Raw genomic sequence first — 20,935 nt, 5'->3', positions numbered from 1 at the left:
CGCCAGGAAATTGCCTGGCGGTTATTCGGGATCCGACAGAGAGGTGTTGAACATGTCCATCACCATCAAGCCCGTCAAGAAGCCCGCCATGAGCAAGGTCGCCGGCGCTGTTCTCTGTGGCTGACCCTCAGGGGAAGCGGTGAACCGGCGCGGGAGGTTGCTTAAGCGCCTCCCGCGCCTTCTCGGTCCGTCATAAATCTGTCTGAAGGGTCTGGTCATGGCGCTTTCGTTGGATGTGGAGCAAAAGCCTCAGCTTCGCCACTGTACGTTCTTCGTCCCGAACCAGGGGAAAGTGCTGATGATCGTGGGTGATCAGCATTTCGAGCTCGAGCAGCATGGTGCGGAACTCAAGGACTTCCTCAATCTGAAGCGCTATCTCGACGGGCGTCACAGCATCGAGGAGATCGCCAAGATAACCGGCGTCGCCACTTCGGATGTCCAAGGAATCGTGCAGAGCTTCGCGGACCAGAAACTTCTCCGCCAGGAAGACGCCTCGCTGGAGAAGATCCCCGCTGACGTTTTCCTGCAGCAGATCGACAAGTCCACGGCGATGTGGACCGAGCAGATCGGCTACCACCGACTCTGGTCCGGGCTGGAGAACAAGGGCTTCCGACGGGAGGTCTTCCTGGGCTTGATCATGGAGACGTACCACTACATCAACTCCGCCAGCAGGCACATCTCCACGGCGATCGCACACTGCACGGACCCTCACTGGAAGCGACTGCTCTCGGAATACCTCGCCGAGGAGTACGACCACGCCTGGATGGCCCGGGACAGTCTTGTGAATATGGGACTGTCGAAGGAAGAGGTAGAGAACGCACACCCCGTCATCGGAACGTGGTCCTGGATTAACAACCTCTGCGAAATAGCTCGCGAAGACACTCTCGGCTACCTCGCGTGCACCAAGCTTTTCGAAGCCCGCGGGACAGAGACCCTCGAAGGCGCCGAGATGCTCCAGCGCCTCGCCGAAGAATACGGGTACCCCAAGAATTGCTTGTCCCCGCTGGTCTCCCATGTTGCCGAGGACGTGAAGGCGAATCACACCGGCCTTCTCGAAGAGGCCCTGGAACACCGCACCCACATTCCTGCCCCTCAAGCGCATCGAGCGGTGAACAACCTCCACGACCTCAAGCACTCGTTCGACCAGTACAACGACGGGATAATCCTCTACTACTCGGATGTGTCGAACTACATTCCGCGACTGAAGGTCGACTACTTCAGCCTGTGAGTGAAATCGCCGACGCTCAGGCGCCACCCGCGAAAGATCCTCGGAAGCTGACTTCCGGGCCGTTCGTCCGACTGTGGACTGCCTACACGGTCAATGTCGCGGGAGACGAGTTCTATACGCTCGCCGTTCCCTTGATTGCCTACCAGGCAGGCGCCTCAGCGGGGACGATGTCGCTGCTTTACGCGTGTTCGCTGCTTCCCCAAGTGGTCATGGGCGTGTTGGGCGGGGTCGTGGCGGATCGTGCTGAGCGAGTGAAGATTCTTCGCGTCAGCTACCTGTGCTCGGCGCTCACCCTCCTCACGGCGTGCGTGGTCTTCGGCCTCACGGGAGTCCACCTGGTCGGACTGGCCGCGACAGCTGTCCTGCTGGGCGCGACCGCCCCCGTTGCCGCTGCGGCCTTCGACAGTTCAATTCCCCTGTATGTGGAACCCGCAGGCCTGTCCCGTGCCAATGCGATGACCGAGGCGTCCCGAACCGTATGCGTGGTTGCTGGGCCGGCAGCGGCAGGAGTGCTGCTGGGGCACGTGGCGCCGCAATACGCACTCCTGGTGAACGCTCTCTCGTTCATCGGAGCCTTCCTCGCGCTCCACTCCATGCAAGCCAGGACTCGGAGTGCGGCAGCTTTCGGGAAGACCCCCTCGAGCAGCTTTGGCACCGCCCTGAAGGCCGGACTTCGGCATCTCCTGAAGGGCCGCAGCTCGCTGCAGGTGGGGGTAGCCCTGAGCACGGTCATCAATGTGGTGTTCGGAGCCTACGAACCGCTGGTCGTCTACCGGCTTCGTGACCAGGTGCATGCATCCAGCAGCACCGTAGGTCTGGTGATGGCATGTGCCGGAGCCGTCTCGTTGGCTGTGGCGCTGCTCCTGTCCTGGAAGGCTCCATCTCGGGGGTTCATGACCGTCATGGGCGTGTCCACAACCGCGCAGGGGCTCTCGGTCATGGTCGTGGCGTTGAGCGACTCCGTCCTGCTGATTGCCTGTGCGCAGGCGTCCTTCGTGTCCGCGATGCTCGTGTACACGGTCTATTGGCGGGCCATGCGCCAAGCTCATGTGCCTCCCGGCTTCTTGGGCCGGGTCTCCGGCGCATGCCGGGCCATCGCCTTCGGCGGGGCGTTTCTCGGCAGTGTCGTCTCTTACCTTCTCTTGAACGGAATCCTGGCCGTGGACACCGCCTTGCTTGTGGCGGGTCTGACGGTGTGCGTCCTCGGAACCATGGTGATCGCCTGGTCGGCGGTCAGCCGCAAGACAACAGCGATGTGAAGCAGATGACCTTGCTCCTGGGTGCGGCCGAACTGCACCAACTCCTCGACGTTCCCTCTGGTTTGGCAACCCTCCGGCAGTCCCTGATCGATGCGGCTCGCCACGCGGATGACGAACGCCCGTCCTCGACGGCCCGGCGAGTGCAGCATGACCTGCCGGCCCCCGGACGAATCGCTGCCGTATTCCCCGGCCTGCTCCCGGGTGTGCCTGCCTACACGGTGAAGGTGAATGCGAAGTACCCCGCCTCCGTGCCGGCGATCTCGGGTGTGATCTGTCTGCACGACCTACAGACCGGACAGCTGCTGGCTGTTCTCGATTCCGGCACGGTGACGGCGTGGCGTACCGGGCTGTCCGCCGCCCTGGGCACCGCCGAACTCGCCCAGCCGGACAAGAGCCCCGAGCGGACCGTCGGAGTGATCGGAGCAGGCGAGCAGGCCCGTCTCACCCTGCGCGCTCTGCACCATCTGACAGGTTTCGACAAGTTGGCTATTCACGATGAACGCCCGGCCGCAGCACGGCGCTTGGCCCGGGAGTGGGCGGCACTGGGCACCCCCTCCATTGTCGTGGGCACTCCCGCGGAGACCGTGGCCGTGGCGCAGACCACTGTGATGGCCACCTGGTCACGCACTCCTCTGCTCGATCGGGCAGACGTGCCGGACGGCAGGCACATTACGTCTTTGGGCCACGACGAGCCGGAAAAGCGGGAGCTGGCGACGGACCTGGTCCGTGCCTCCCGGCTGTTCGTGGACGACATCGGACTGACGGAGTCCGGGGGCGTTCTGCGGGCCTCAGGTGTTGATCCGCAGACCGTAGGCACCCTGGGGAACGTACTGGCAGGCCGGCACACAGGACGGCGCAGCGCTCAGGAGATCACCGTGTACGCGCCGGCTGGTCTGCCGTTCCTCGATCTGGCCCTGGCGTGGCATGCCTATCGGGCGGCGGGCAGGTCCGCGGTGGGGACTCACTTCGACTTCGTGGGCTCGCAGCAGGATCCGCCTGCGGCGGCACCTCAGCCCTGAGGGAGGCAACATGGCAGCGGAAAGTGAAACCTGGGCACTCACGGCGGTTTCGCCGACGGACTTCCCGCCCACCGCGCTCTACCAGAGTCCGTGGACCGTGTCGCTTGCGATCGCCTTCGCCTTCCGCGGGGCTGGCACGTATGTCATCGATGACATCGACAATGCGGGCGTGGAGCGCGGCAACGAAGAAGATCCGATCTTTCGCGTGGTCCGCAAGGAAACGATGAGCAAGAAGGGGTGGACGAACTGTCGTCCCCTGTCTGCATTTTGCCCTGACGGGTTGTTGTACCCGCAGCTGGCACGCGCCGACTACGCGGGCCTGGATCGTGTCATCCCCCTGGCGCAACTGGCCAGAGCGCGCGGCACCAACGTTCCGCGCTTCCTGCGCACGACCTCACGAGCGCACGGGCTGTGGAGTCTGGCCGGACCAGACCGTGCCATCACCGCCGTTCCTCTCTCGGACGCTGCGGAGGGGATTTCCGAGATCATCAGGCGTCACGAAGAAGCAGTGGTGTGCACCCTGCCGCGCGGGCAGGACCGGGGCCCCGCCCTGCGCCGCTTGCGTTACCTCATGCCGGATCCGGATCCGGACGCCGAGCGCACCCTGCTCGACTACTTCCGGACCTGTATGAGCAGGGCACTGAATCTGGTGGGGGCCCGATCCACGGTGCTTTCCGCAGCCCGCGACCTGCTGACAGGCGACGGAGGGAAGCTGCTGCCGCTCTTTCGAAGCGGCGATCCTTACGCCATCAGCACCTACGACAACGCGGCCCGGCTCCAGGGGAGCCGCACTCTCAGCCCGGACCATCCGCTGCCCTACTACGTGGTTGACCTGCGCGACGGCCGCCGTCTGCCCATGGACCACGACACCTCCATAGACCGGCACCAGATCATCGCGCCGAAGATCCTCGCGATGGAGGGCGTGACCAACATGGCCTTGCCCGTGGCCACCGCCTCCAGATCGACGATCCGAGCACGCGCGATGGCCTATCAGGAGCTGGACTCCGGATCCAGCCAGACGTTCTACGAGACCAACTGGCTGCAGGCGCTGGCCGGTTGTCGTGTCGAGGTTGTGGTCCACGAACTGTTCCGGCCGTTCGTCGGGGGACGTGCCACGGCACCCCTGGAGGACCTCGCCGAGGCACTGCTCCGGGCCGGGCAGCCGGCCGTCGGACAGCAGGATCTGTGGAACCGATGGGCTGCAGCCGAGACGCTCAAGGACCTCGCAACCTGGCACTACCCCCTCTTGATGTGGGCCGTAGCCGGAGAGGACTGGCTCACCCAACTCAAGATCCTTCAGTACGCGACCTACGCCAATGTCATACCCGCCTGAAGTGCTGCAGCGCCATGCGCAGGAAAGGACCGCACCACACATGCTGGAGACAGACAAGAAGGAGATCCTCCGCGATCTGGATGGCGTCCAATACCGGCCGGCTGACGATACGCAGAACCTCTCCGCAGCCCTTGAAGCCGAAGAGGCACTACTGGCCGCGGGGGTCAGTTTCGAAGGCGTGCGGGACGGCGAGGTCCCCTGGCTCGTCGCCGCGCAACCCTTCGCTCCGGACGGCGCCCTGGCAGCCCGGATCGAACGGTTGGGCCAGGGAATCTTTGCCTTGGCCGACACGGTCCAACAGCTCTACTCCCAGGGAAACCCGACCGTTCGGGACCATCTGGACATCGGGCTTCCGGACGACCTGAAGGGCCTTGACCTGTCCCGGGGACTGGAACTCTTCCGGCTCGACGTGGTTGTCCAGAACAACCAGCCCATGGTGACCGAGCTCGAAGAACTCATCGGCAACGTGGGCAAAACCCATGCCTTCGAGAGCGCCTACGGAGTGAGTGCCTCGCCGCTCTTCGAGGCGTTCGCCGCGCGTGACATCACTCGGATCTGGCTCGACGACCAACTCCCCTCGTACCAGTCCGAAATGGATCTGGTCCGCCGACGCATGAAGGAGGAGTTCGACCAGGATGTGACGATCGACTTCTTCTCGGCCTTCCGTGACGACGGTCGCCACGGCTGGCGCTTCTGTTACACGAAGGACCTCATCCAGTACCCACCTGACACCCGCGAGCGCATCGTTCGCGGCAGCGACCGCATCACCAACCCGCTCTTCCAGGGCTACGGCATGAAGGCCCTGCTGGCCCTCTGCTGGAGCGACGACATCGAACAGGAACTCGCCTCAGGCATGGGCAAGGAACTCCTGGCCGCCGTGCGGATGGCCATGCCGCGCACGAATCTGTTGAGTTCACCGCTCACCGAGCCGGAAGAAGAGTTCCTGCATCAGTCGAGGAAGAAGAAGGTTCTCAAGGTGGCAGAGTCTCCCGGTCACCCGCAGTACACCTGGGGCAGCCGCGGCGTGCACTTCGGAGAGAGCTCCGCGGCTCGCTGGCGACAGGCAGTCGACGCAGTGCGCACCGGCAGTGTGCCCGGCCGGCCACAAGTGTCCGGCGTGAGGTACATCGTGAGCGAGCTGGTGGACAGCGATCGCTTCGACACCGCGTTCCTGCACCCCAGGCATCGCAGGCTGTGCACAATGCCGCGAGCCCGCCTGCGCCTCGGCCCCATCTTCAGCCGGGAGCAGGACGGGCCACGCCTGCTCGGAGGCCACGCAACCTTCGTCAATACCAGCCGCAAGGCCCACTTGGGCCGCCACGCGGTCTGCGCCCCGATTCACTTTCCTGACACCACCGGTCGATGAAACGTTACGCCGCCCTGTTCCGGCATCCGGCGGTGTGGCCTTGGAGCGTCCTACGAGCTCTCACTCGCTTTCCCGTCGCAGCCGGGCCTCTCAGCTTCGTCCTACTCACCAAGACCACAACCGGCGACTACGCCACCGGAGCCTGGATGGCGGCGAGTTGCACCCTGTGCGAGACCATCGCCGCCCCCATCCTGGGCTCACGGCTTGACCGCCCCGGAATGCTGCGTGAAGTCCGATACTCGCTTGTCACCGCTGGCGCAGCGTTTCTGTTGATAGCACTGCTCGTTCGCGAAGCCCCCACACCGGTGATGCTCGGCCTGGCCGGCCTGGCCGGAGCCTCCACCTCGGGTCTCCAGGGCGGATTGCGCAGCCTTCTTCTGTCCCAGTTGCACCCTCAGGACGCCCAGGCTGCGCTCGGTTGGGAATCCGTGATCCACCAGACCGTGTATGCCACTGCTCCGGCCTTGGCCACCGTCCTCGCACTCGGGATCGACGGCAGAGCACCCATGGTGGTCACCGCAGCAGCACTGCTGGCAGCAACACTGATCACCTTCCGTCTGACTGAGCGCGAGCCGACTCGTACTCAGCACCCGCATGGGCCTGACGGGTCACTCCGCGGGCAGGTCGCCAGCTCCAGTCCAGTGCGAACCTTGCTGCGGGCGTGGCCCATCTACGCGACGAGCGCGGCCGTTTCCTATCTCGCGGCAACCGTCGAAGTCACCATGGCGCCCCTCCTCGATCACACGGGTCTGTCCGTGTCGCTGGCAGGACCACTACTGCTGGGCTTCGCACTCGCCGCGCTCGTCGGAGGACTGATCTACGGCGCACGGACCTGGCCGTTCAGCTACCGCTCACAAAGCCTGCTGCTCATGGCGGTGGTGTCCCTGGTGGTTCCCGCGATCGCCCTGGTCGCCCCCGCCGGACTGCCCGGCATCATCCCCTTGCTCCTACTCGCCGGCCTCCTGTACGCCCCCGTACTCACCGCACGCAATCTGTCCATGCGCGAAGTGCTCCCTCCCGGCCTGGACTCGGCCGGATTCTCAGCCCTCTACGCGGCCAGCGGACTCGGCTTCGGCGTCAGCGCGATGGCCACAGGAGTCCTTCTGACGCACGGCTCGGCCCCCACTGTGCTCCTGCTCGCGGGCGCCGCGGCGCTCCTCCTGACCGGGATCAGCGCTCTGGCCGAGAAGAGGAACCAGGCCACTCGGCCTACGGGGAAACAGGACACAGCTGCCGCATCTGCGACCCAGGCAGCAACGCCGGGGAGCCCCCCTCCCTCCGCCACCCGCAACGACCCTCAAGGCACCTGACCAACGATCGAAAGAAGACCATGTACCCCACAGAACAGCCCTTCAGCCTGCCCAGCTGTGACTCTCCTGAAAGCCTGCGGTTTGTCTACCTCAACCTCAAGGACCATCCACGGGGCACGCTGATGCTGCAACAACTCCTTGCAGCAGGCTTCCGCCCCGCCATGGTCGTGGAGGAGGACTCCGGCCTGGCGGAGGCCGGCCGCGCTTCACAGCTCGCAGAGCTCAGCCAGCTGACAGGATTTATGGCACCGCCCGCCACGCGGGAGGTGTGCGAAGAGCACTGCATCCGCTACGAACTGGTGCCGGATCACAACGGATCGGCCGCGAAAGAGGCGCTGCAGGAGGCCACGGTGGACCTGGTGGTGCTGGGCGACACCCGCATCCTGAAGCCTTACATCATCGACAGCGTGCCGTACGGCATCGTCAACGTACATCCCGGCTTCCTGCCAGACGTACGGGGCAACAACCCCTACATCTGGGCCGTGATCCATGGGCTTCCTCAGGGAGCCACAGTCCACCTGATCGACTCTCGCGTCGACCGGGGGCCTGTCATGCACGTAGAGAAATACGAGCTGCCCCGGGGAACAACCTTGCCCCGTCTCATCCTGGACCTGAACGAACTCTGCGGAAAGGTACTCGTGGAGGCCCTACGCCGCCTCACGCGGGGAACCGCGACGTTGACTGAACAGCCCGATGACCGGCGCCTGACATTCCGGGAAGCATCACCTGAGATTCGAGCCCTGGCCACGAAGATGCTGCACAGCCGCTGACACGCCCTGACCCCTTTCTCTGTCACGGCCACCCGTCGTCGTACTGGTCGGCGGTTCTCCCGGCCCGACGGGCCGGGAGAAGGACTTTGGTCGGCCCTTGCCCGATGGACCTGGAACTCGTCGAGTTGAACCGCTTCTTGATCACTGGGTACCGAGGGTTCGCCCCGGCGGTTGCGAGAGCGACCCTGAAGGCAGAAGGTCGCGGGCTGAAACTCCTCTAAAGGGTGTTGCACAAGGCTGCGAATTGGGCATCTCGGCTGTATGGCTGGGGTGTTGAGGGCTGATCGTGTGTGGGTGGAGACGTTCACGGGGCTGTCGCTGGAGCAGTTCGGGCGGCTGCTGGCCCTCGCGCCGGTTTCCCGGCCGGTCGCTGCGACGGATCGGCTGTGGATCGTGGACGGCACCCTGCTGCCGGTCCGTGACCGGCGCGTCGGCTCGTCCTCACGCAACTACCGGTTCTCGGCGAACGTGCAGGTCATCGTGGATGCCGACACTCGCCTCGTGATCGCCGCCGCCCGGCCGGTGCCGGGCACCACCGCGGACGCGCACGCCTGGCGCGCGTCCGGCCTGGCCGAGCACTGCCAGGGCGTGACCGCTCGGCGACGGCGCCTACCTCAACTGCGGCATGGTCGTGCCGCACCGCAAACGCCCCCGACGGGCCCTGCTGCCGGGCGAAGAGGCCGACAATGCCGCCCACCGCAAAGTCCGTGCCCGTGTGGAGCACGTGATCGGCCGGATGAAGAACTACAAGATCCTCCGTGACTGCCGGCAGCGCGGCGACGGCCTCCATCACGCGGTCCAGGCCGTCGCCCAGATGCACAACCTGGCCCTCGCATCATGACCAGAGAACTGCGGTCACGGGCCCCGACCTGCCCGAACACGGACTTGTGCAACACCCTTTAAGAGCTGTCCCGTAACTGGCGTCACGGCCATACCTGTTGTCATCCGGACGTGGGACGCAGGTCCGGCGCGCTGATATTCAAGGCGCCTGCTCAGACAGCCGGACTACGCTGGCCGAGTGATTGAGGACGGCTCCACAGACCGCGGCAGTGTCACGACAGTGCGACGGATCGGCGCGACGATCCGAAGGCCGACAGGCACGTGGACACCTGCCGTACACGCCCTCCTGAGCCACCTGGAAGCGGTGGGCTTCAGTCGGGCTCCCCGCGCGTTGGGCACCGACGGCACCAACGAGGTGCTGTCGCTGCTCGTTGGCGAGCCCGCATTCACGCCCTGGCCGGAAACCTTGCGCTCCTCACGTGGAGTTGCCGAGTTGGGCCGCTGGCTGCGGGAGTATCACGATGCCGTCCGGACCTTCCGGCCGCCTGCTGATGCCCACTGGCAGGGCCAGGAAGAAGCGTGGCAGCCAGGCATGGTGATCCGACACGGAGACCTCGGACCGTGGAACTCGATCTGGGACGGTGGCCGGCTCATCGGCTTCATCGACTGGGACTTCGCAGCCCCCGGGCAGGCCATTGACGACTTGGCCCAGCTCGCCTGGTACGCAGTCCCACTGCGGCCCGTGGAACAGCAGCGACGGGCATCGGTCACTGGCTCCGACATCCTGCAGGACCGCCTTCATACGCTCTGCACTGCTTACGGGGAACAGCCCGGAGCCGTGATCGAGGCGCTGGACGCCCTCCAGTCCCGCGAGGCCGCGCGCATCGAACGCCTCGGGAGGCAAGGCACCGAGCCATGGGCGACCTTCCTCGCCCGCGGTGACGCGGCCGAGATGCTGGCCGAGCAGTGCTGGATCCGCTCGGAGCGCCAGGCACTCTTGGGCACTGGGCCCAGGTGAAAACCTTCTCCAGCCCGTGGACCACGGATGAGATGATCTTCGTGTGGCTGGTGTGATCACGGCGTCAGAGCCCTCCTGGGTAACCCCATTTTCCGGGCTGAGCCCACGCTGCTTCGGCAAGTTGGTGACTGCAGTGCGGCGCGAGACGGCTGCCGAACTCCAACGCGGGCGCCCCTGGGGGCACCCAGTTGAGGACCGGATCCTGCTGGTCGCGGCCTACTGGCGGACGAACTTGACGTTGCGCCAGATCGCCCCGCTGTTCGGCATCTCGAAGTCGGCAGCGGGCCGAATCATCGACCACCTCGAGTCACTGCTTGCGTTCCAACCACGCAAGCGATTCCGCAAGGACACCGTCCTCGTCGTCGACGGCACCTTGGTGCCCACACGCGACCACACGGTTGCCGAGCAATCGAAGAACTATCGCTATTCAACGGCTCATCAGGTGGTCATCGACGCTGACACCCGCCTGGTCGTGGTGGTCGGCCGCCCCCTGCCGGGCAACCGGCACGACTCCCGCGGCTGGGAGGAATCCGGCGCCAAGGCCGCCGTCGGCAACACGATGACGATCGCCGACGGCGGCTACCGGGGCACCGGGCTGATCATCCCGCACCGCCGCCGCAAAGGCGAAGAGCTTCCGGACTGGAAGAAGCAGCACAATCGCTCCCACAAGCAGGTTCGTGCCCGCGTCGAGCACACCTTCGCGAGGATGAAGAGCTGGAAGATTCTGCGCGACTGCCGCCTCAAAGGCGACGGAGTCCAACACGCCATGCTCGGCATTGCCCGTCTGCACAACCTCGCCCTTGCCGGATAGGCAGGAAGGCCGCGCGGCAGCTGACAGCCACCCCTGCCAACTCCAAGATCAGTTACGGGACAACCCTTAGGTCTGACCTGCAGCTTGCCCGGCCGACCAGCTATCCGGCCGGGCAAGCGCTACGCTCTTATCCCATAACTCATGATGCGGCAATGATCGGCCGGTGCGAGGAGGCCCCGATGAGCGAGCAGCCGTGGACCATCGACGCCATCGCCCACGCGATCCCCGCCGCGGACACCCGGCAGACATTCCTCCGCGAGGTCAACCTCACCCCGCTGCCCGACCTGCCGGCCGTTCTCGCCCGCTGGCAGCGCTTCGTCGAGCACTGGCGTGACGAGACCGTCCCGCGCCTCGACGGCATCCTCGAGCACGCGCGCGACCACGGCGGCGAGCTACCCCCCGAATACGCGGACGACGGCGGCACCAGCGACTTCCTCAACCAGCTGCGCGACAACGTAGGGAAGCGGCAGACTAACGCGGCGTGACCTACGAGCTCGTCATCCCACCCGGCATCCGGCGACAGATCGCCGCGCTCCCGGTGGGCGACCAAGCCGAGCTCATCGCCCTCTTAGACCGGCTCCCCGACGAAGCCGAACAGATCACCGACGCCTATGGCCTCGAAGTCCCCGACAGTCCCGTCCGCATGCGCAGCGCGGGACTCAGCCGGCTCATCGTCGTCGTGGTCATCAACGACGACACGGTCACCGTCACCGTCGTCATCAACGACGACACGGTCACCGTCACCGTCGTCGAGATCACCAACCCGCTCGGCGGGGCCTGACACGACGCCCCCGCCGCCCGACACCGACACCGGGCCGCGGGGCGTTGCGATGTTCCCGCCCGCGGGAGGACGCTGAACGCGGCGAGAGGAGCGCGCCATGGGCTGGGTCGACCCCGAGTACATCCCCGCGCTGCGGCAGGCCGGCGGGCAGTAGGGCGCCGGGAGTGCAGGCGCCACCTCAAGCGCCCTGGGCGGCCTCACGATGCATCGCCCACACCAAAGCGTTCACCGCATCCCAATACGCCCGGATCGCCACCTCATAGATCGTCCCCGCCGATGCATCCGCAGACGCGCTCAACAAGCACATGTAGACCTCGCGGGACCGCTTGAACACCTCTTCAACCGCGGCCGCCACAGAGTGGCCACCATCAACGATCATCACGTCGCAAGCCCGAGTGAACGGCCCAAAAGCCGCCCGAAGCCCCGCTGCCTGAGCAGACACAGCCGCCTCCTTCTCCGGCCCCGCCCGCATAGCAAAGACCGGCGGCAGCTCCCGATACAACGCCCCCATGTCGTGCGCCCGGTTCACCACCTCGATATACGACGCCCGGCGAGACTCCACACGCAGCGAACTCAACCGAGCCACAGCCCCCAGCTGGGCCTGCTCCCGCGCCGCCCGCAAACCCCCACGACTCGTTACCCAACTAGCCCCGATAGCCGTCGCGGCAGTCAAGGCAGCAATCCAAATCGAACTGTCCCCCATGGATCGATTGTCGCCAGCCCAGATCCCTGCCGCTAGAGGACGACCACCAGCCGGCAACCTCAACTCCTGCTCTGGACTTCCCCGTTCACCGCATGCTGCCACCCGTAGGCGGACAACATGCCGGGCATGAACACCGCACCACTCGCCGCCAGCACCACCACGTGGTGGCTCCCCGTCGGCGGCTTCACCCTCGCGAGCCTCGCCCTCGCCGTCGTCCTTGTGCTGGCCTACCGCGACCGCACCGAGCCCGACAAAGACAACCCCGAACAGGTCGCAGCCCACACCCAGCGGCGACTCATCCGATCCGTTCTCGGCGGCGCAGCCGGCATCGCCATGTTCGTCTTGCTCTTCTGGCAGGGCCCCTGGTGGTTCGACAGCCTCCACATCCGCAAGACCAACCTCGGCCCCGCCGACGGCGTCGTCATTACAGGCTTCCGCACCGGGCTCGTCGCCCTCGCCGCTGGACTCATCGCCGGCGTCACCCTCTACTACACTCGCGAGAAACACCGGCTCGAACGAGACCAGTTCAAGCACGCACAAGACCAATTCACCAAGAGCCAGGAGCAGTTCGAAACCACACTCTCTGAAGCGCAGAGGCGAGACCAGGACCAAGCCCGGATCGCCCGGGACGGACAGGTCACCGGCCGCTACGTCGAGGCGATCAAGCTGCTCGCCTCCAGCAAGCTCCACGAGCGACTCGGTGGAATCTACGCCCTAGAACGAATCATGTTCGACAGCACAAAAGACCACGAGACAATCGTCGAAGTGCTAGCTGCGTTCATCAGAACTGGCCCATACGAGGAACCCCCACCGCCCGTGAGGGCTGGAGACGGCCCCGTGTTCTCCTCCTCAAGAAGGCCTTCCCTCGATGATCGCCAGGCTGCCTGCGCCGTCCTGGCGCGTCGTCCACCAAAGGACGAAGAGCAACCGATCAACCTCGCCGGAGGAGACCTCACCAAGGCCAAGATGACCACCGCCCAGCTGAAGGGAGCCGACCTCAGTACCGTGAGCGGAAACCATGCGCGGCTGAACGGTGCATCCCTAGACGGCACCCGGTTCCACGAAGCCCGACTATCCTTCGCCACCTTCGCGGACGCGACGATGACAGGGGCGCACCTCGAGGAGGCCACCCTCGGCGGGACTATGTTTCGCAGGTCTGACCTGACGGACGCCTGGCTACCCGGCGCCAAGGGAACCGGCACCAACTTCGTCGAAAGCACCCTGGTCAATGCCCACCTCGAGCGGGTGACGCTGGAGGCGGCCAATTTCGTCGATGCAGACCTAAGCGACGCATCACTCGCCCTGTCAAACCTCGAGGGATCGCGGTTCAGGGGTGCTGTCCTCGAACGCGCCGACCTCACCGACGCCTGGCTGATGGGTGCCGACCTGAGTGAAGCGAAAGGACTCAAGGTCTCGCAGATCTGCCAAGCCCGCATCTTCGAATCAACCGGACTGCCCGCCGACATCGCCGCAGATCCCTGGGTGCAAGAACGAATCAACGACTGCGAAGAAGCCCGCGAAGCCGGTTTGGGGTTCCCGTCATGGGAAGAGCCTGAGGCGGGTCCGGACACCGAGAACGCCTAGCCTCAGCGCCACGCCCCCGTAGCCGACCGACTACGGGGGCGTCGTTGCGCGTCAGGCGGCGTCCTGCCCCAGATGAGGCGGCCCCTCGCCGCCCAGTCGGCGGTGCAGATACCGCAGCCCCTGAACCGTCACCCGCAGCTGCTTCGACAGCACCTGCTCCTTCGTCCTCGGGTGCGAGTACGACGTCGGCCGCTCGACGAGGTGCGCGGCGTGCTTCGCGTAGGGCACGTCGTTGCGGTCCACCATCCCGAAGTCCCGAATGGTGCGCAGCAGACGGTTCTGGCCCGTCGAGATCGCTTCGTCGCGGTTCAGGATGTAGGCGGCATCCCGCAGCGAGAAGTCGCCGTCCGCCGAGGCCAGTACATCCCAGGCCTGCGCCGACGGGTCCAACTCCTTGACGCGGGACTCCAGCTGCTTGTTCTCCCGGACCTTGCCCAGCAGGTGAACCAGCGCCTCCTCGTAGTCCTGGGGGAGGGCGGGGGCCGGCTGGCGAACCTCGGCCTCACGGGTCTTCACCGCGAAGTACACGAGGGCAGACCGGATCTCTGGCTTGCGGGAGTCGCCCGCCATCGCCGTCAGGTACGCGGCATAGCGGGAGAGGTCAAGGTCCGCGACGCTGCGGTTCTGGCCGCGCGCGTTCCTCGTGATCTTCGTGCTGTCGCCAATCTGAGAACGGGCCGCTTCGCCTCCTTGCTCGGCAGCGATGACAGCGCGCGCCTGCTCGATGGTCTCTAGGAAGTTCTCCCAGCGGGAGTAGCCGAGGAACGGCATCAGGTCGCGCGCCGACCAGTACTCAAGGTCGTCCGGACGGACTCGCCGGAGCCCGTCGAACAGGGAAGTGCCTTCGGGTGGGACCATGGTCATGGTCAGTCCTATCTGTTTGGACGCAGCAGGGATTGATCGACTGGGCCCGCCCCGGACCGCCAAGTACAGGGCGGGCTCGCCGCGTTTGAGAGTAGCCCTTTCGGCGGCTAGATCACCATAGAATCCGCTAACTCCGGCTAGATAAGTAGCGTAATCTCGTCGGAGTTGGCACACTAGGTGTCATGACAGCCTTCATCGCCGCCGACCTCGAGCGGCTCGCGAAGCTCGTCCGCGAACGGCGGGTCGAGCTTCAGCTGGGCATCGAGCCCGCCGCCAAGCTCGCAGGTATCAGCAAGGACACCTGGAGGAGGGTCGAGGACGCCCGGTTGGTCCGCGCGACCACCTACAGCGCGATGGATCGCACCCTCGACTGGGCTGTCGGCAGTTGCGAGCGAATCACCGTCGGCGAAGACCCGATCCCGTCGACGGCCGCGAGCGACGACTCCGGATCGAGGATCCATCGCATCCCCAAGGGGGATCTTGAACGGTCTGTCGGTGATGCAGTCGCCAGCGCCGCCATGGCAACCAAGGGCAGCCTGACGGCCAGCGAAATCCTCGAGCTGAACGAACGCGTCCTCCAGGAACTCCGGGATCGCGGCATCCTCTGACGCAGGCAACGCGAGAGCGTCCCCACCCTCGTCCCGGGTGGGGGCGCTCTCGCGTGGGACTAGACGGCGATGGCGCCGTCGGCGGCCACTTTGCCGAGCGCCCGCAGCCAGCCCTCGAACGCCGCCACACGCTCAGCCACCGCATCCACCTCAGACGGCAGCAGATACAGGCTGTCCACGTCCTCGAAGTCCACGGCGATAATTGGCCGGCGCTCGTCCTCAGAACCCGCGTCGGACGCCATGACCCGCGCCGTCGCGAGCAGCTGCACCGAACCGTCCTGGCGGGGGACGAGCAGATCCAGCACGGTCGACTCGTGCGTCACGTCGACCAGATGGCGCTCGTTCTCGGCGACGTGGTCCGTGACACAGAACGACGGGCAGTACACGGCGCAGCGCTGGCCGTTCACCAGCGCCGGGCGGAGACGAGGCGCGGGGTCGGGTGCACTTAAGAACTCCTGGCTGTGCAGGTCCCTGCGGATGTCGTTCCGCGATGGAAGCGGGAGTCGGCTACGGGCGCCGCCCAAGATCAATGTCACTGAGAGCGGGAGTCACTGCGATTGCATCCCCGCAGGCAGCGCTGCCACTTGAGGTGACATCCGGTCTCATCGCGGTTCATGGTCAGGGCAACCAAGTGACATCCGTCGACGCGTCGAAACGACTCCCGCCGAAACCTCCATAGCCAAACTCCTACTGACCTCTCCGAGGTGTTGTCGGTAGTGACGCTGGTCGGTGTCTGCGGTATGCCGCAGCTATGCGATACGCCCAGTCTCAGCCGGTTCGCCCAGCACCTCGAACGCGACCTCGATGCGGTCATCGCCGGTCAAACGCAGCCGTGGAACTCGGGTGTCGTCGAAGGCCACGTCAACCGGATCAAGATGCTCAAGCGGCAGATGTTCGGCCGGGCAGGATTCGAACTCCTTCGCATACGAGTCCTCTTGGCCTCGTGAGCGTTGTCAGTGGCTGCTGAAATGCTGGCGTCGTCCGCGAGAGCGCTACCAGGAGCCGTGCATGGGGACGTGGGGAACAGGTCCATTCGACAGCGATCTCGCTGCCGACTTCGTTGATGAACTCGAGGGACTGAGCCCTCAGAAGGTCATCGAAGTGCTCGAGCGAGCACTCCAGCGAGTCACGGATTCCGGAGCACGCGTGGATGGCGGCGACGGCAACCAAGCGGTGGCCGCCGCAGCTCTCGTTGCCAGCACAATCCCGGGCAGCGGGATTGTGATCGACCCTGATGATGGCCCCAGAGAACCTCTGCCGCAGCTGCCGTCGGCTCTCCGTGCAGCAGCCGCTCTCGCTCTGCAGCGTGTACTCCAAGACGGATCAGAAATGCTGACCGGCTGGGTGGACAGTGCCGACGCCGCTCAGTGGCGCCACGAAGTCCAACGGATCACGGAGGCCCTGGGACCACTCGGCCACAATCAGTAGCCGCGCCACCAAGAAGTGGACCAGAGCCCGTTCTCATGAACAAAGCCAGGGAGGTGTGAACGCCTGGAGCAGCACCGCGTCGCGCATCATGGGCGCCGGAGGCGCCACAGTTGGGTACGCGCACGAGCTTGGTCCGCGGGGATTTCACGGACCAGGTGGTAGAGGTTCTCGAAGTATTCCTGCCAGCGGTTCGGATCCGGCATGGTGTTCCCCGCTCTCTTGGCCCGCTCCGCCTCCACCAGCGGCCGTATCCCTTCCCACACCGAGACCACCGACCCGCCCAGGTACCCGGAGACAGGCTCGATGTCCACCACACCATGCGCGACCAGGGCGCCCAGGTTGTCATGGAACCAGGCCAGCTCGCGAACCAACTCCCGCTGAGCTTCCGGTACCCCGTCCAGACCCGCCGACAGATCGCAGCCCGGCAGCCGCTCATCCACGAACTGCCGTGCCCCGGCCAGACGGGCGCTTCGATGCTCACGGAAGAGATCCACCAGCACGGGCAGTGTGTTGGCATGCTGCGCCAATCTCAACTGCCGCAACGACGCCCATCCGGACATCCCCAGCGCCACCACCGACACCACCAACGCCGCAACGCCTACCACGCCCCCAATAAAAAGACCGGCCACCACACATTCTCGTCATCACGTCGATGAGACATGCCACAACGTCGACGCCATCACCCTCACGAAGAGGGACCGCGGGGTCAAGACAGCTTCGAATTCGCCCTGACCGAGGTGGACGGGGGCTCCGTGTAGCAGGTCATGGCTCCTGGGCCTGCACGCCCAGATTCACGCTCGGCAGTGGCTATGAGGGTCGCCGCGCCTACCCACGCGTGTGTCGGCGGCAGCAACACCGCTAAGGACACGCCTACGCCCGGTGCGTGCACCAGATACCGATACAACCACAGCGGGGAGATCGGCCTCCACTGATGCCCAGGTTCGCATCAACGCCGCTGCGTGCGTCGTAGATCGGACAGGTTGACGCGCTTCAGCACGGGCCGCAGCGTGGCTCGTTCTCGATGGTGCTCCTGCCAACGCGCCTCAAGAGCCTTGTCTTCCAGCTCGATGTAGGTCACGCCAGATCCAGAGTCAGGCAAGATCCGAAAGGCCTCCACTCCGCCGTTGGCGTCGGTGAACTCTTCAGCGAGAGCTTGGAATGTCGGCTCCGCGTGGTCGATGTGCAGCTCGGCAGCAGACGGGATGGGGGCGCCGGTGACCTCGCAGACAGGTCTCCGTGGTGAGTTGAGAATGGTGCTCCGTACAGCTGCTATCTGATCGTCAATCGCATGTCGCAGGGCGGCGAGTACCTGGGTGCGGTGGCTGAGCGGCGTCAGACACGCGTTCCACGAGAAGTCGGCCACTTGACCGTCGAGCCGTACAAGGGCAAGCCCGACACTCTTTCGGCCGTGGTCGGTGTGGGCGATGATGCGGAAGTGCGCGATGCCCGCACCTCGCTTGAGGTCGTACTCGGGGTGACGTTCAAGGAGGTGGCGCAGGAACTCGTCGTCGTCAGGCTGGGTGACCTCGCCATTGGTGCCATAGCGGCGAACGATGCCGCGGCAGACGTCCCGGACGGCTTCCTTCGTGCGGTAGTGAGTCGTGCCGATGGTGATACCTCGGGGCATGAACGGGCTCCGTTGCTCGGCGGTATTCGTCTGTCGTCACCTGGTGCTGCTCGTGCCATGCCTGTGGCCCAGGTACTCGCGGAGTGCTGAGCGCAGCACCGGTAGTGGGTCGCGGGCTCCGAGTGCGTTGAGGAATTCCGGAACGGTCCAGCGGATGAGAGCGCCTTGGCGGGAGAGGTAGAAGGCGACCTCGCGGATGTCGTGGCGGTTGTCGTAGTCGAGGAGGAGGTAGCCCGCTAGTTGCTGGACCTCTTCTCGTCCGAGGCGGTGGGGGCGGGTGATGGCCTTGCAGTCGATGAGGATGCCTGCGGTGATGAAGTCGGCATCGGCCTTCACATCAGCGCTCCCAGTAAAGACCGGCCCGCACACGCGCTGGTCTGCGGGCAGGCTCCGCAACGGTTGGAAGGGCTCTTCTGCGAGCTGCATCTGCTCGTCGATGTCGTCGAGAACGTAGCTCGGTACGGCTCTGATCAGGCCGTTGATGGTGGTGTGCTCGTTGACGTGAGCGAGGAGGTTGCGCTTGCGGTGGAAGGCGCCGTTTCGGTAGACGGCTTCGAAGAAGCCGGTGATGAAGCAGAGCCTGGTCAGTTCGTCGTCGTCGAGTAGGCGGTTGGGATCGGTGAGGTGGGCGTGGAGGCGTCCCAGGATGCTGGTTCCGATGGTGTGGAGGTTGGCGCGTACGGCGGGCGCTGGTGCCCCTTCGACCGGATAGGTGCTGCCGATCAGGTCGACGCCGGCGATGGCGGCGGGGCCGGGGTCGGATCCGAGGCTGAGGCGGAGCCGGTAGTCGATGGTGTGGCCGAGGGCGGCGTAGTCGGGGCGGCGCTCATTCAAGGGCTGGACGGGGTGGGGCAGCCCGCGGGTGTGCCGGAGATAGGAGGCGACGAGGCGTTCGGGGTGCGGGAGGTGGCGGGCCAGGAAGGTGGACATGGGCGAGCGGGGGTACTTCAACTGTCCGGTGAGTGGCAGCCGGGCCAGCGGGATGCCGTCGGGGGTGGTGTTGGCGGTGGCGGATGTGGAGTGGGCCTGGAGGCGTTTGATGCCGGTGACGTCGAGGAGGTGTCGGGCCCGGGTGACGGCGACGTAGATGAGGCGTGCTGCGGCCGGGTGCACGGTGCGCGGGGAGTCGTCCTCGGGCTGGGTGAAGCCGGCGCCGATGCGTACGCGGTTCCATTCGCGTCCCTTGGCTTTGTGCACGGTGGATACGACGACGCGGGCCTGGGCTTCGTCGGTCATGCACTGGACGGTACGGATGATCTGCTGTGGGCCGTAGGTGTCCACGAGTTCCACGATGGCTTTGAGGTCCGCGGCGGCGGAGTCTTGTCCGGCGTATTCCTGTACCTCGCCCCAGGAGGAGAAGAGCGCGAGATCGTGGTGGGAGGTTCTGCGGCCGGCCTGCAGGTCGATGGCTGCCTTCGCGATGTTCAGCAGGGGCTTTCCTCCGCCGACGAGAGCGACGGGAACGTTCTGGTCGAGGAAGCGCAAGACCTCGGCGAGGGCGTCGGCGTTGCCCCGGCACAGCACTGCGTCGGGGACGTCCACCTCGGTGAGCCTGGACGGTTCTGCGGCGTGGCCGGTGAGTTGCATCGTTGAGATGGCCGCCCGGAGCCAGTGGTTTGCCACGTCCGCAATAGCCGGACCGAAGCGGAAGGACTGGGTGAGTTCCATCCGCTGGCCGGGAAACCCGCTCATGATGTCCTTGGCATGCCGCCACTCGTAAATCTGCTGGGAGGGATCACCCACACAGATCCGCTGCGCGTCCTGCGCCAGGAAGATTTCCTCAAGGACCGGGTTCGTGTCCTGTGCCTCGTCGAGCAGGATGTAGTCCGCGCGAAGCCGCGGCCGGGTGAGTGCCCACATTTTGAGGTAGTGGTCGTGCTTGAACGGCAGCGTGCCGTTCGGTGAGCAGATGTCGTCCCAGGCCCAACGTGCTCTGGGCAGCAGCACTTGGGCAAGGAACTGCTGGCCTTGGTCATCGAGGCCGTTGACGGTGCCAAGGTGACGAGCTGCCACCTGCTGGTCGGTGGAGTAGCAGAAGTGTCTGACCATCTCCATCACCTGGTGCGCCAGCGTGGTCGGTTTGAGCCGACGGCTCCCGACAGCGAGGTCGCGGTCGATACCGAGAAGCTGGGCCGTGCGCCACAGGGGCATGTGCTGGGAGGCATCCAGGCGTGCCCTGAAGCGGCCCCCCATTGTGCGGTAGGCCAGTCCGTGTGACGTGCTGCAGTGCACGTTGTCGTCGAAGCGGGCCTTGGCCTCCTGCGCGATGGGCCTGTTGAAGGCGATGTACATACCGCGCAGCCGGGTCGCGGCGCCCATCATCACCAGCGTCGATGTTTTGCCTGTACCCGCCCCCGCCACCAAAGCAAGATCGTTACCGCTGGCGAAGCTGTCCCGTGCTGCCGCCTGCTCCTCGGTCGCCTTCACTGGCACCGCGTCGTCCCTT

The 20,935-nt window shown here is 65.5% G+C and carries 20 protein-coding genes and 2 pseudogenes; 16 read left to right on the top strand and 6 right to left on the bottom strand.

The window, feature by feature from the left end; genetic code table 11:
- Positions 1–217: 217 nt before the first annotated feature.
- From ACFVDP_RS27410 to ACFVDP_RS27355, 12 genes and pseudogenes are all read left to right on the top strand, one after another.
- Complete coding sequence (locus tag ACFVDP_RS27410; protein WP_383494949.1) at positions 218–1,228, top strand: iron-containing redox enzyme family protein; 1,011 nt, start codon at positions 218–220, stop codon at positions 1,226–1,228.
- Positions 1,225–2,487, top strand: a complete 1,263-nt coding sequence (locus ACFVDP_RS27405) for an MFS transporter (RefSeq protein WP_383494946.1) — start codon at positions 1,225–1,227, stop codon at positions 2,485–2,487. Before ACFVDP_RS27410 ends, ACFVDP_RS27405 begins: the two co-directional genes overlap by 4 nt.
- Before the next feature lie 5 nt (positions 2,488–2,492).
- Positions 2,493–3,506, top strand: coding sequence for an ornithine cyclodeaminase family protein (locus tag ACFVDP_RS27400; protein WP_383495175.1), 1,014 nt, complete (start codon positions 2,493–2,495; stop codon positions 3,504–3,506).
- Between the two features lie 10 nt (positions 3,507–3,516).
- Positions 3,517–4,839 (top strand): hypothetical protein, encoded by a 1,323-nt coding sequence (locus ACFVDP_RS27395; RefSeq protein ID WP_383494943.1) that lies wholly within the window; start codon positions 3,517–3,519, stop codon positions 4,837–4,839.
- Positions 4,840–4,879: 40 nt separating this feature from the next.
- Positions 4,880–6,205: a hypothetical protein gene (locus tag ACFVDP_RS27390; protein ID WP_383494940.1), complete on the top strand. Its 1,326-nt coding sequence runs from the start codon at positions 4,880–4,882 to the stop codon at positions 6,203–6,205.
- A complete protein-coding gene (locus tag ACFVDP_RS27385) occupies positions 6,202–7,515 on the top strand; it encodes an MFS transporter (RefSeq protein ID WP_383494937.1) in 1,314 nt (437 codons plus the stop codon). The genes ACFVDP_RS27390 and ACFVDP_RS27385 overlap by 4 nt, the downstream gene beginning before the upstream one ends.
- Before the next feature lie 20 nt (positions 7,516–7,535).
- Positions 7,536–8,285, top strand: a complete 750-nt coding sequence (locus tag ACFVDP_RS27380; RefSeq protein ID WP_383494934.1) for a formyltransferase family protein — start codon at positions 7,536–7,538, stop codon at positions 8,283–8,285.
- A 261-nt stretch (positions 8,286–8,546) separates the two neighbouring features.
- Positions 8,547–9,126, top strand: a pseudogene (locus ACFVDP_RS27375) (transposase family protein).
- 177 nt (positions 9,127–9,303) lie between these two features.
- Entirely contained in the window at positions 9,304–10,083 is a 780-nt protein-coding gene (locus ACFVDP_RS27370; protein WP_383494931.1) for a phosphotransferase, read from the top strand.
- A 43-nt stretch (positions 10,084–10,126) separates the two neighbouring features.
- Positions 10,127–10,894 (top strand): transposase, encoded by a 768-nt coding sequence (locus ACFVDP_RS27365; RefSeq protein ID WP_383494928.1) that lies wholly within the window; start codon positions 10,127–10,129, stop codon positions 10,892–10,894.
- Between the two features lie 179 nt (positions 10,895–11,073).
- Positions 11,074–11,379, top strand: coding sequence for a hypothetical protein (locus tag ACFVDP_RS27360; protein WP_383494925.1), 306 nt, complete (start codon positions 11,074–11,076; stop codon positions 11,377–11,379).
- Positions 11,376–11,675: a hypothetical protein gene (locus tag ACFVDP_RS27355; protein WP_383494922.1), complete on the top strand. Its 300-nt coding sequence runs from the start codon at positions 11,376–11,378 to the stop codon at positions 11,673–11,675. Before ACFVDP_RS27360 ends, ACFVDP_RS27355 begins: the two co-directional genes overlap by 4 nt.
- Before the next feature lie 178 nt (positions 11,676–11,853).
- Here ACFVDP_RS27355 and ACFVDP_RS27350 read toward each other — a convergent pair whose 3' ends face one another.
- Positions 11,854–12,117 (bottom strand): hypothetical protein, encoded by a 264-nt coding sequence (locus ACFVDP_RS27350; RefSeq protein ID WP_383494919.1) that lies wholly within the window; start codon positions 12,115–12,117, stop codon positions 11,854–11,856.
- 387 nt (positions 12,118–12,504) lie between these two features.
- Here ACFVDP_RS27350 and ACFVDP_RS27345 point away from each other — a divergent pair, with 387 nt between their 5' ends.
- Positions 12,505–13,962 (top strand): pentapeptide repeat-containing protein, encoded by a 1,458-nt coding sequence (locus ACFVDP_RS27345; RefSeq protein WP_383494916.1) that lies wholly within the window; start codon positions 12,505–12,507, stop codon positions 13,960–13,962.
- Between the two features lie 51 nt (positions 13,963–14,013).
- Here the strand turns inward: ACFVDP_RS27345 and ACFVDP_RS27340 are convergent, their stop codons facing one another.
- Entirely contained in the window at positions 14,014–14,826 is an 813-nt protein-coding gene (locus ACFVDP_RS27340; RefSeq protein ID WP_383494913.1) for a phage antirepressor KilAC domain-containing protein, read from the bottom strand.
- A gap of 182 nt (positions 14,827–15,008) precedes the next feature.
- Between ACFVDP_RS27340 and ACFVDP_RS27335 the strand changes: the two genes are divergently transcribed.
- Positions 15,009–15,434: a hypothetical protein gene (locus ACFVDP_RS27335; protein WP_383494910.1), complete on the top strand. Its 426-nt coding sequence runs from the start codon at positions 15,009–15,011 to the stop codon at positions 15,432–15,434.
- Positions 15,435–15,493: 59 nt separating this feature from the next.
- On the opposite strand, the gene ACFVDP_RS27330 is transcribed toward ACFVDP_RS27335, so the two are convergent.
- Positions 15,494–15,841, bottom strand: a complete 348-nt coding sequence (locus ACFVDP_RS27330; protein ID WP_383494907.1) for a DUF6907 domain-containing protein — start codon at positions 15,839–15,841, stop codon at positions 15,494–15,496.
- A gap of 348 nt (positions 15,842–16,189) precedes the next feature.
- Between ACFVDP_RS27330 and ACFVDP_RS27325 the strand changes: the two are divergent.
- Both ACFVDP_RS27325 and ACFVDP_RS27320 read left to right on the top strand, forming a co-directional pair.
- A pseudogene (locus ACFVDP_RS27325) lies at positions 16,190–16,381 on the top strand (transposase); the annotation flags it as partial.
- Positions 16,382–16,442: 61 nt separating this feature from the next.
- Positions 16,443–16,862, top strand: coding sequence for a DUF4259 domain-containing protein (locus ACFVDP_RS27320; protein ID WP_383494904.1), 420 nt, complete (start codon positions 16,443–16,445; stop codon positions 16,860–16,862).
- Positions 16,863–16,948: 86 nt separating this feature from the next.
- Here the strand turns inward: ACFVDP_RS27320 and ACFVDP_RS27315 are convergent, their stop codons facing one another.
- From ACFVDP_RS27315 to ACFVDP_RS27305, 3 genes are all read right to left on the bottom strand, one after another.
- Positions 16,949–17,494 (bottom strand): hypothetical protein, encoded by a 546-nt coding sequence (locus ACFVDP_RS27315; RefSeq protein ID WP_383494901.1) that lies wholly within the window; start codon positions 17,492–17,494, stop codon positions 16,949–16,951.
- Positions 17,495–17,808: 314 nt separating this feature from the next.
- A complete protein-coding gene (locus ACFVDP_RS27310; protein ID WP_383494898.1) occupies positions 17,809–18,489 on the bottom strand; it encodes a DCL family protein in 681 nt (226 codons plus the stop codon).
- 36 nt (positions 18,490–18,525) lie between these two features.
- A complete protein-coding gene (locus tag ACFVDP_RS27305) occupies positions 18,526–20,916 on the bottom strand; it encodes a UvrD-helicase domain-containing protein (RefSeq protein WP_383494895.1) in 2,391 nt (796 codons plus the stop codon).
- Positions 20,917–20,935 lie beyond the last annotated feature (19 nt).

The organism is Streptomyces sp. NPDC057694 (assembly GCF_042799415.1).
GTDB lineage: Bacteria > Actinomycetota > Actinomycetes > Streptomycetales > Streptomycetaceae > Streptomyces.
This window is presented reverse-complemented; position numbering and strand designations above follow the sequence as displayed.

What these genes read in the sequence shown, in the direction of transcription:
- ACFVDP_RS27410 (WP_383494949.1), top strand. Translation starts at nt 218, where the DNA reads ATGGCGCTTTCGTTGGATGTGGAGCAAAAGCCTCAGCTTCGCCACTGT.
- ACFVDP_RS27400 (WP_383495175.1), top strand. Translation starts at nt 2,493, where the DNA reads ATGACCTTGCTCCTGGGTGCGGCCGAACTGCACCAACTCCTCGACGTT.
- ACFVDP_RS27395 (WP_383494943.1), top strand. Translation starts at nt 3,517, where the DNA reads ATGGCAGCGGAAAGTGAAACCTGGGCACTCACGGCGGTTTCGCCGACG.
- ACFVDP_RS27390 (WP_383494940.1), top strand. Translation starts at nt 4,880, where the DNA reads ATGCTGGAGACAGACAAGAAGGAGATCCTCCGCGATCTGGATGGCGTC.
- ACFVDP_RS27385 (WP_383494937.1), top strand. Translation starts at nt 6,202, where the DNA reads ATGAAACGTTACGCCGCCCTGTTCCGGCATCCGGCGGTGTGGCCTTGG.
- ACFVDP_RS27380 (WP_383494934.1), top strand. Translation starts at nt 7,536, where the DNA reads ATGTACCCCACAGAACAGCCCTTCAGCCTGCCCAGCTGTGACTCTCCT.
- ACFVDP_RS27360 (WP_383494925.1), top strand. Translation starts at nt 11,074, where the DNA reads ATGAGCGAGCAGCCGTGGACCATCGACGCCATCGCCCACGCGATCCCC.
- ACFVDP_RS27345 (WP_383494916.1), top strand. Translation starts at nt 12,505, where the DNA reads ATGAACACCGCACCACTCGCCGCCAGCACCACCACGTGGTGGCTCCCC.
- ACFVDP_RS27340 (WP_383494913.1), bottom strand. Translation starts at nt 14,826, where the DNA reads ATGACCATGGTCCCACCCGAAGGCACTTCCCTGTTCGACGGGCTCCGG.
- ACFVDP_RS27335 (WP_383494910.1), top strand. Translation starts at nt 15,009, where the DNA reads ATGACAGCCTTCATCGCCGCCGACCTCGAGCGGCTCGCGAAGCTCGTC.
- ACFVDP_RS27320 (WP_383494904.1), top strand. Translation starts at nt 16,443, where the DNA reads ATGGGGACGTGGGGAACAGGTCCATTCGACAGCGATCTCGCTGCCGAC.
- ACFVDP_RS27310 (WP_383494898.1), bottom strand. Translation starts at nt 18,489, where the DNA reads ATGCCCCGAGGTATCACCATCGGCACGACTCACTACCGCACGAAGGAA.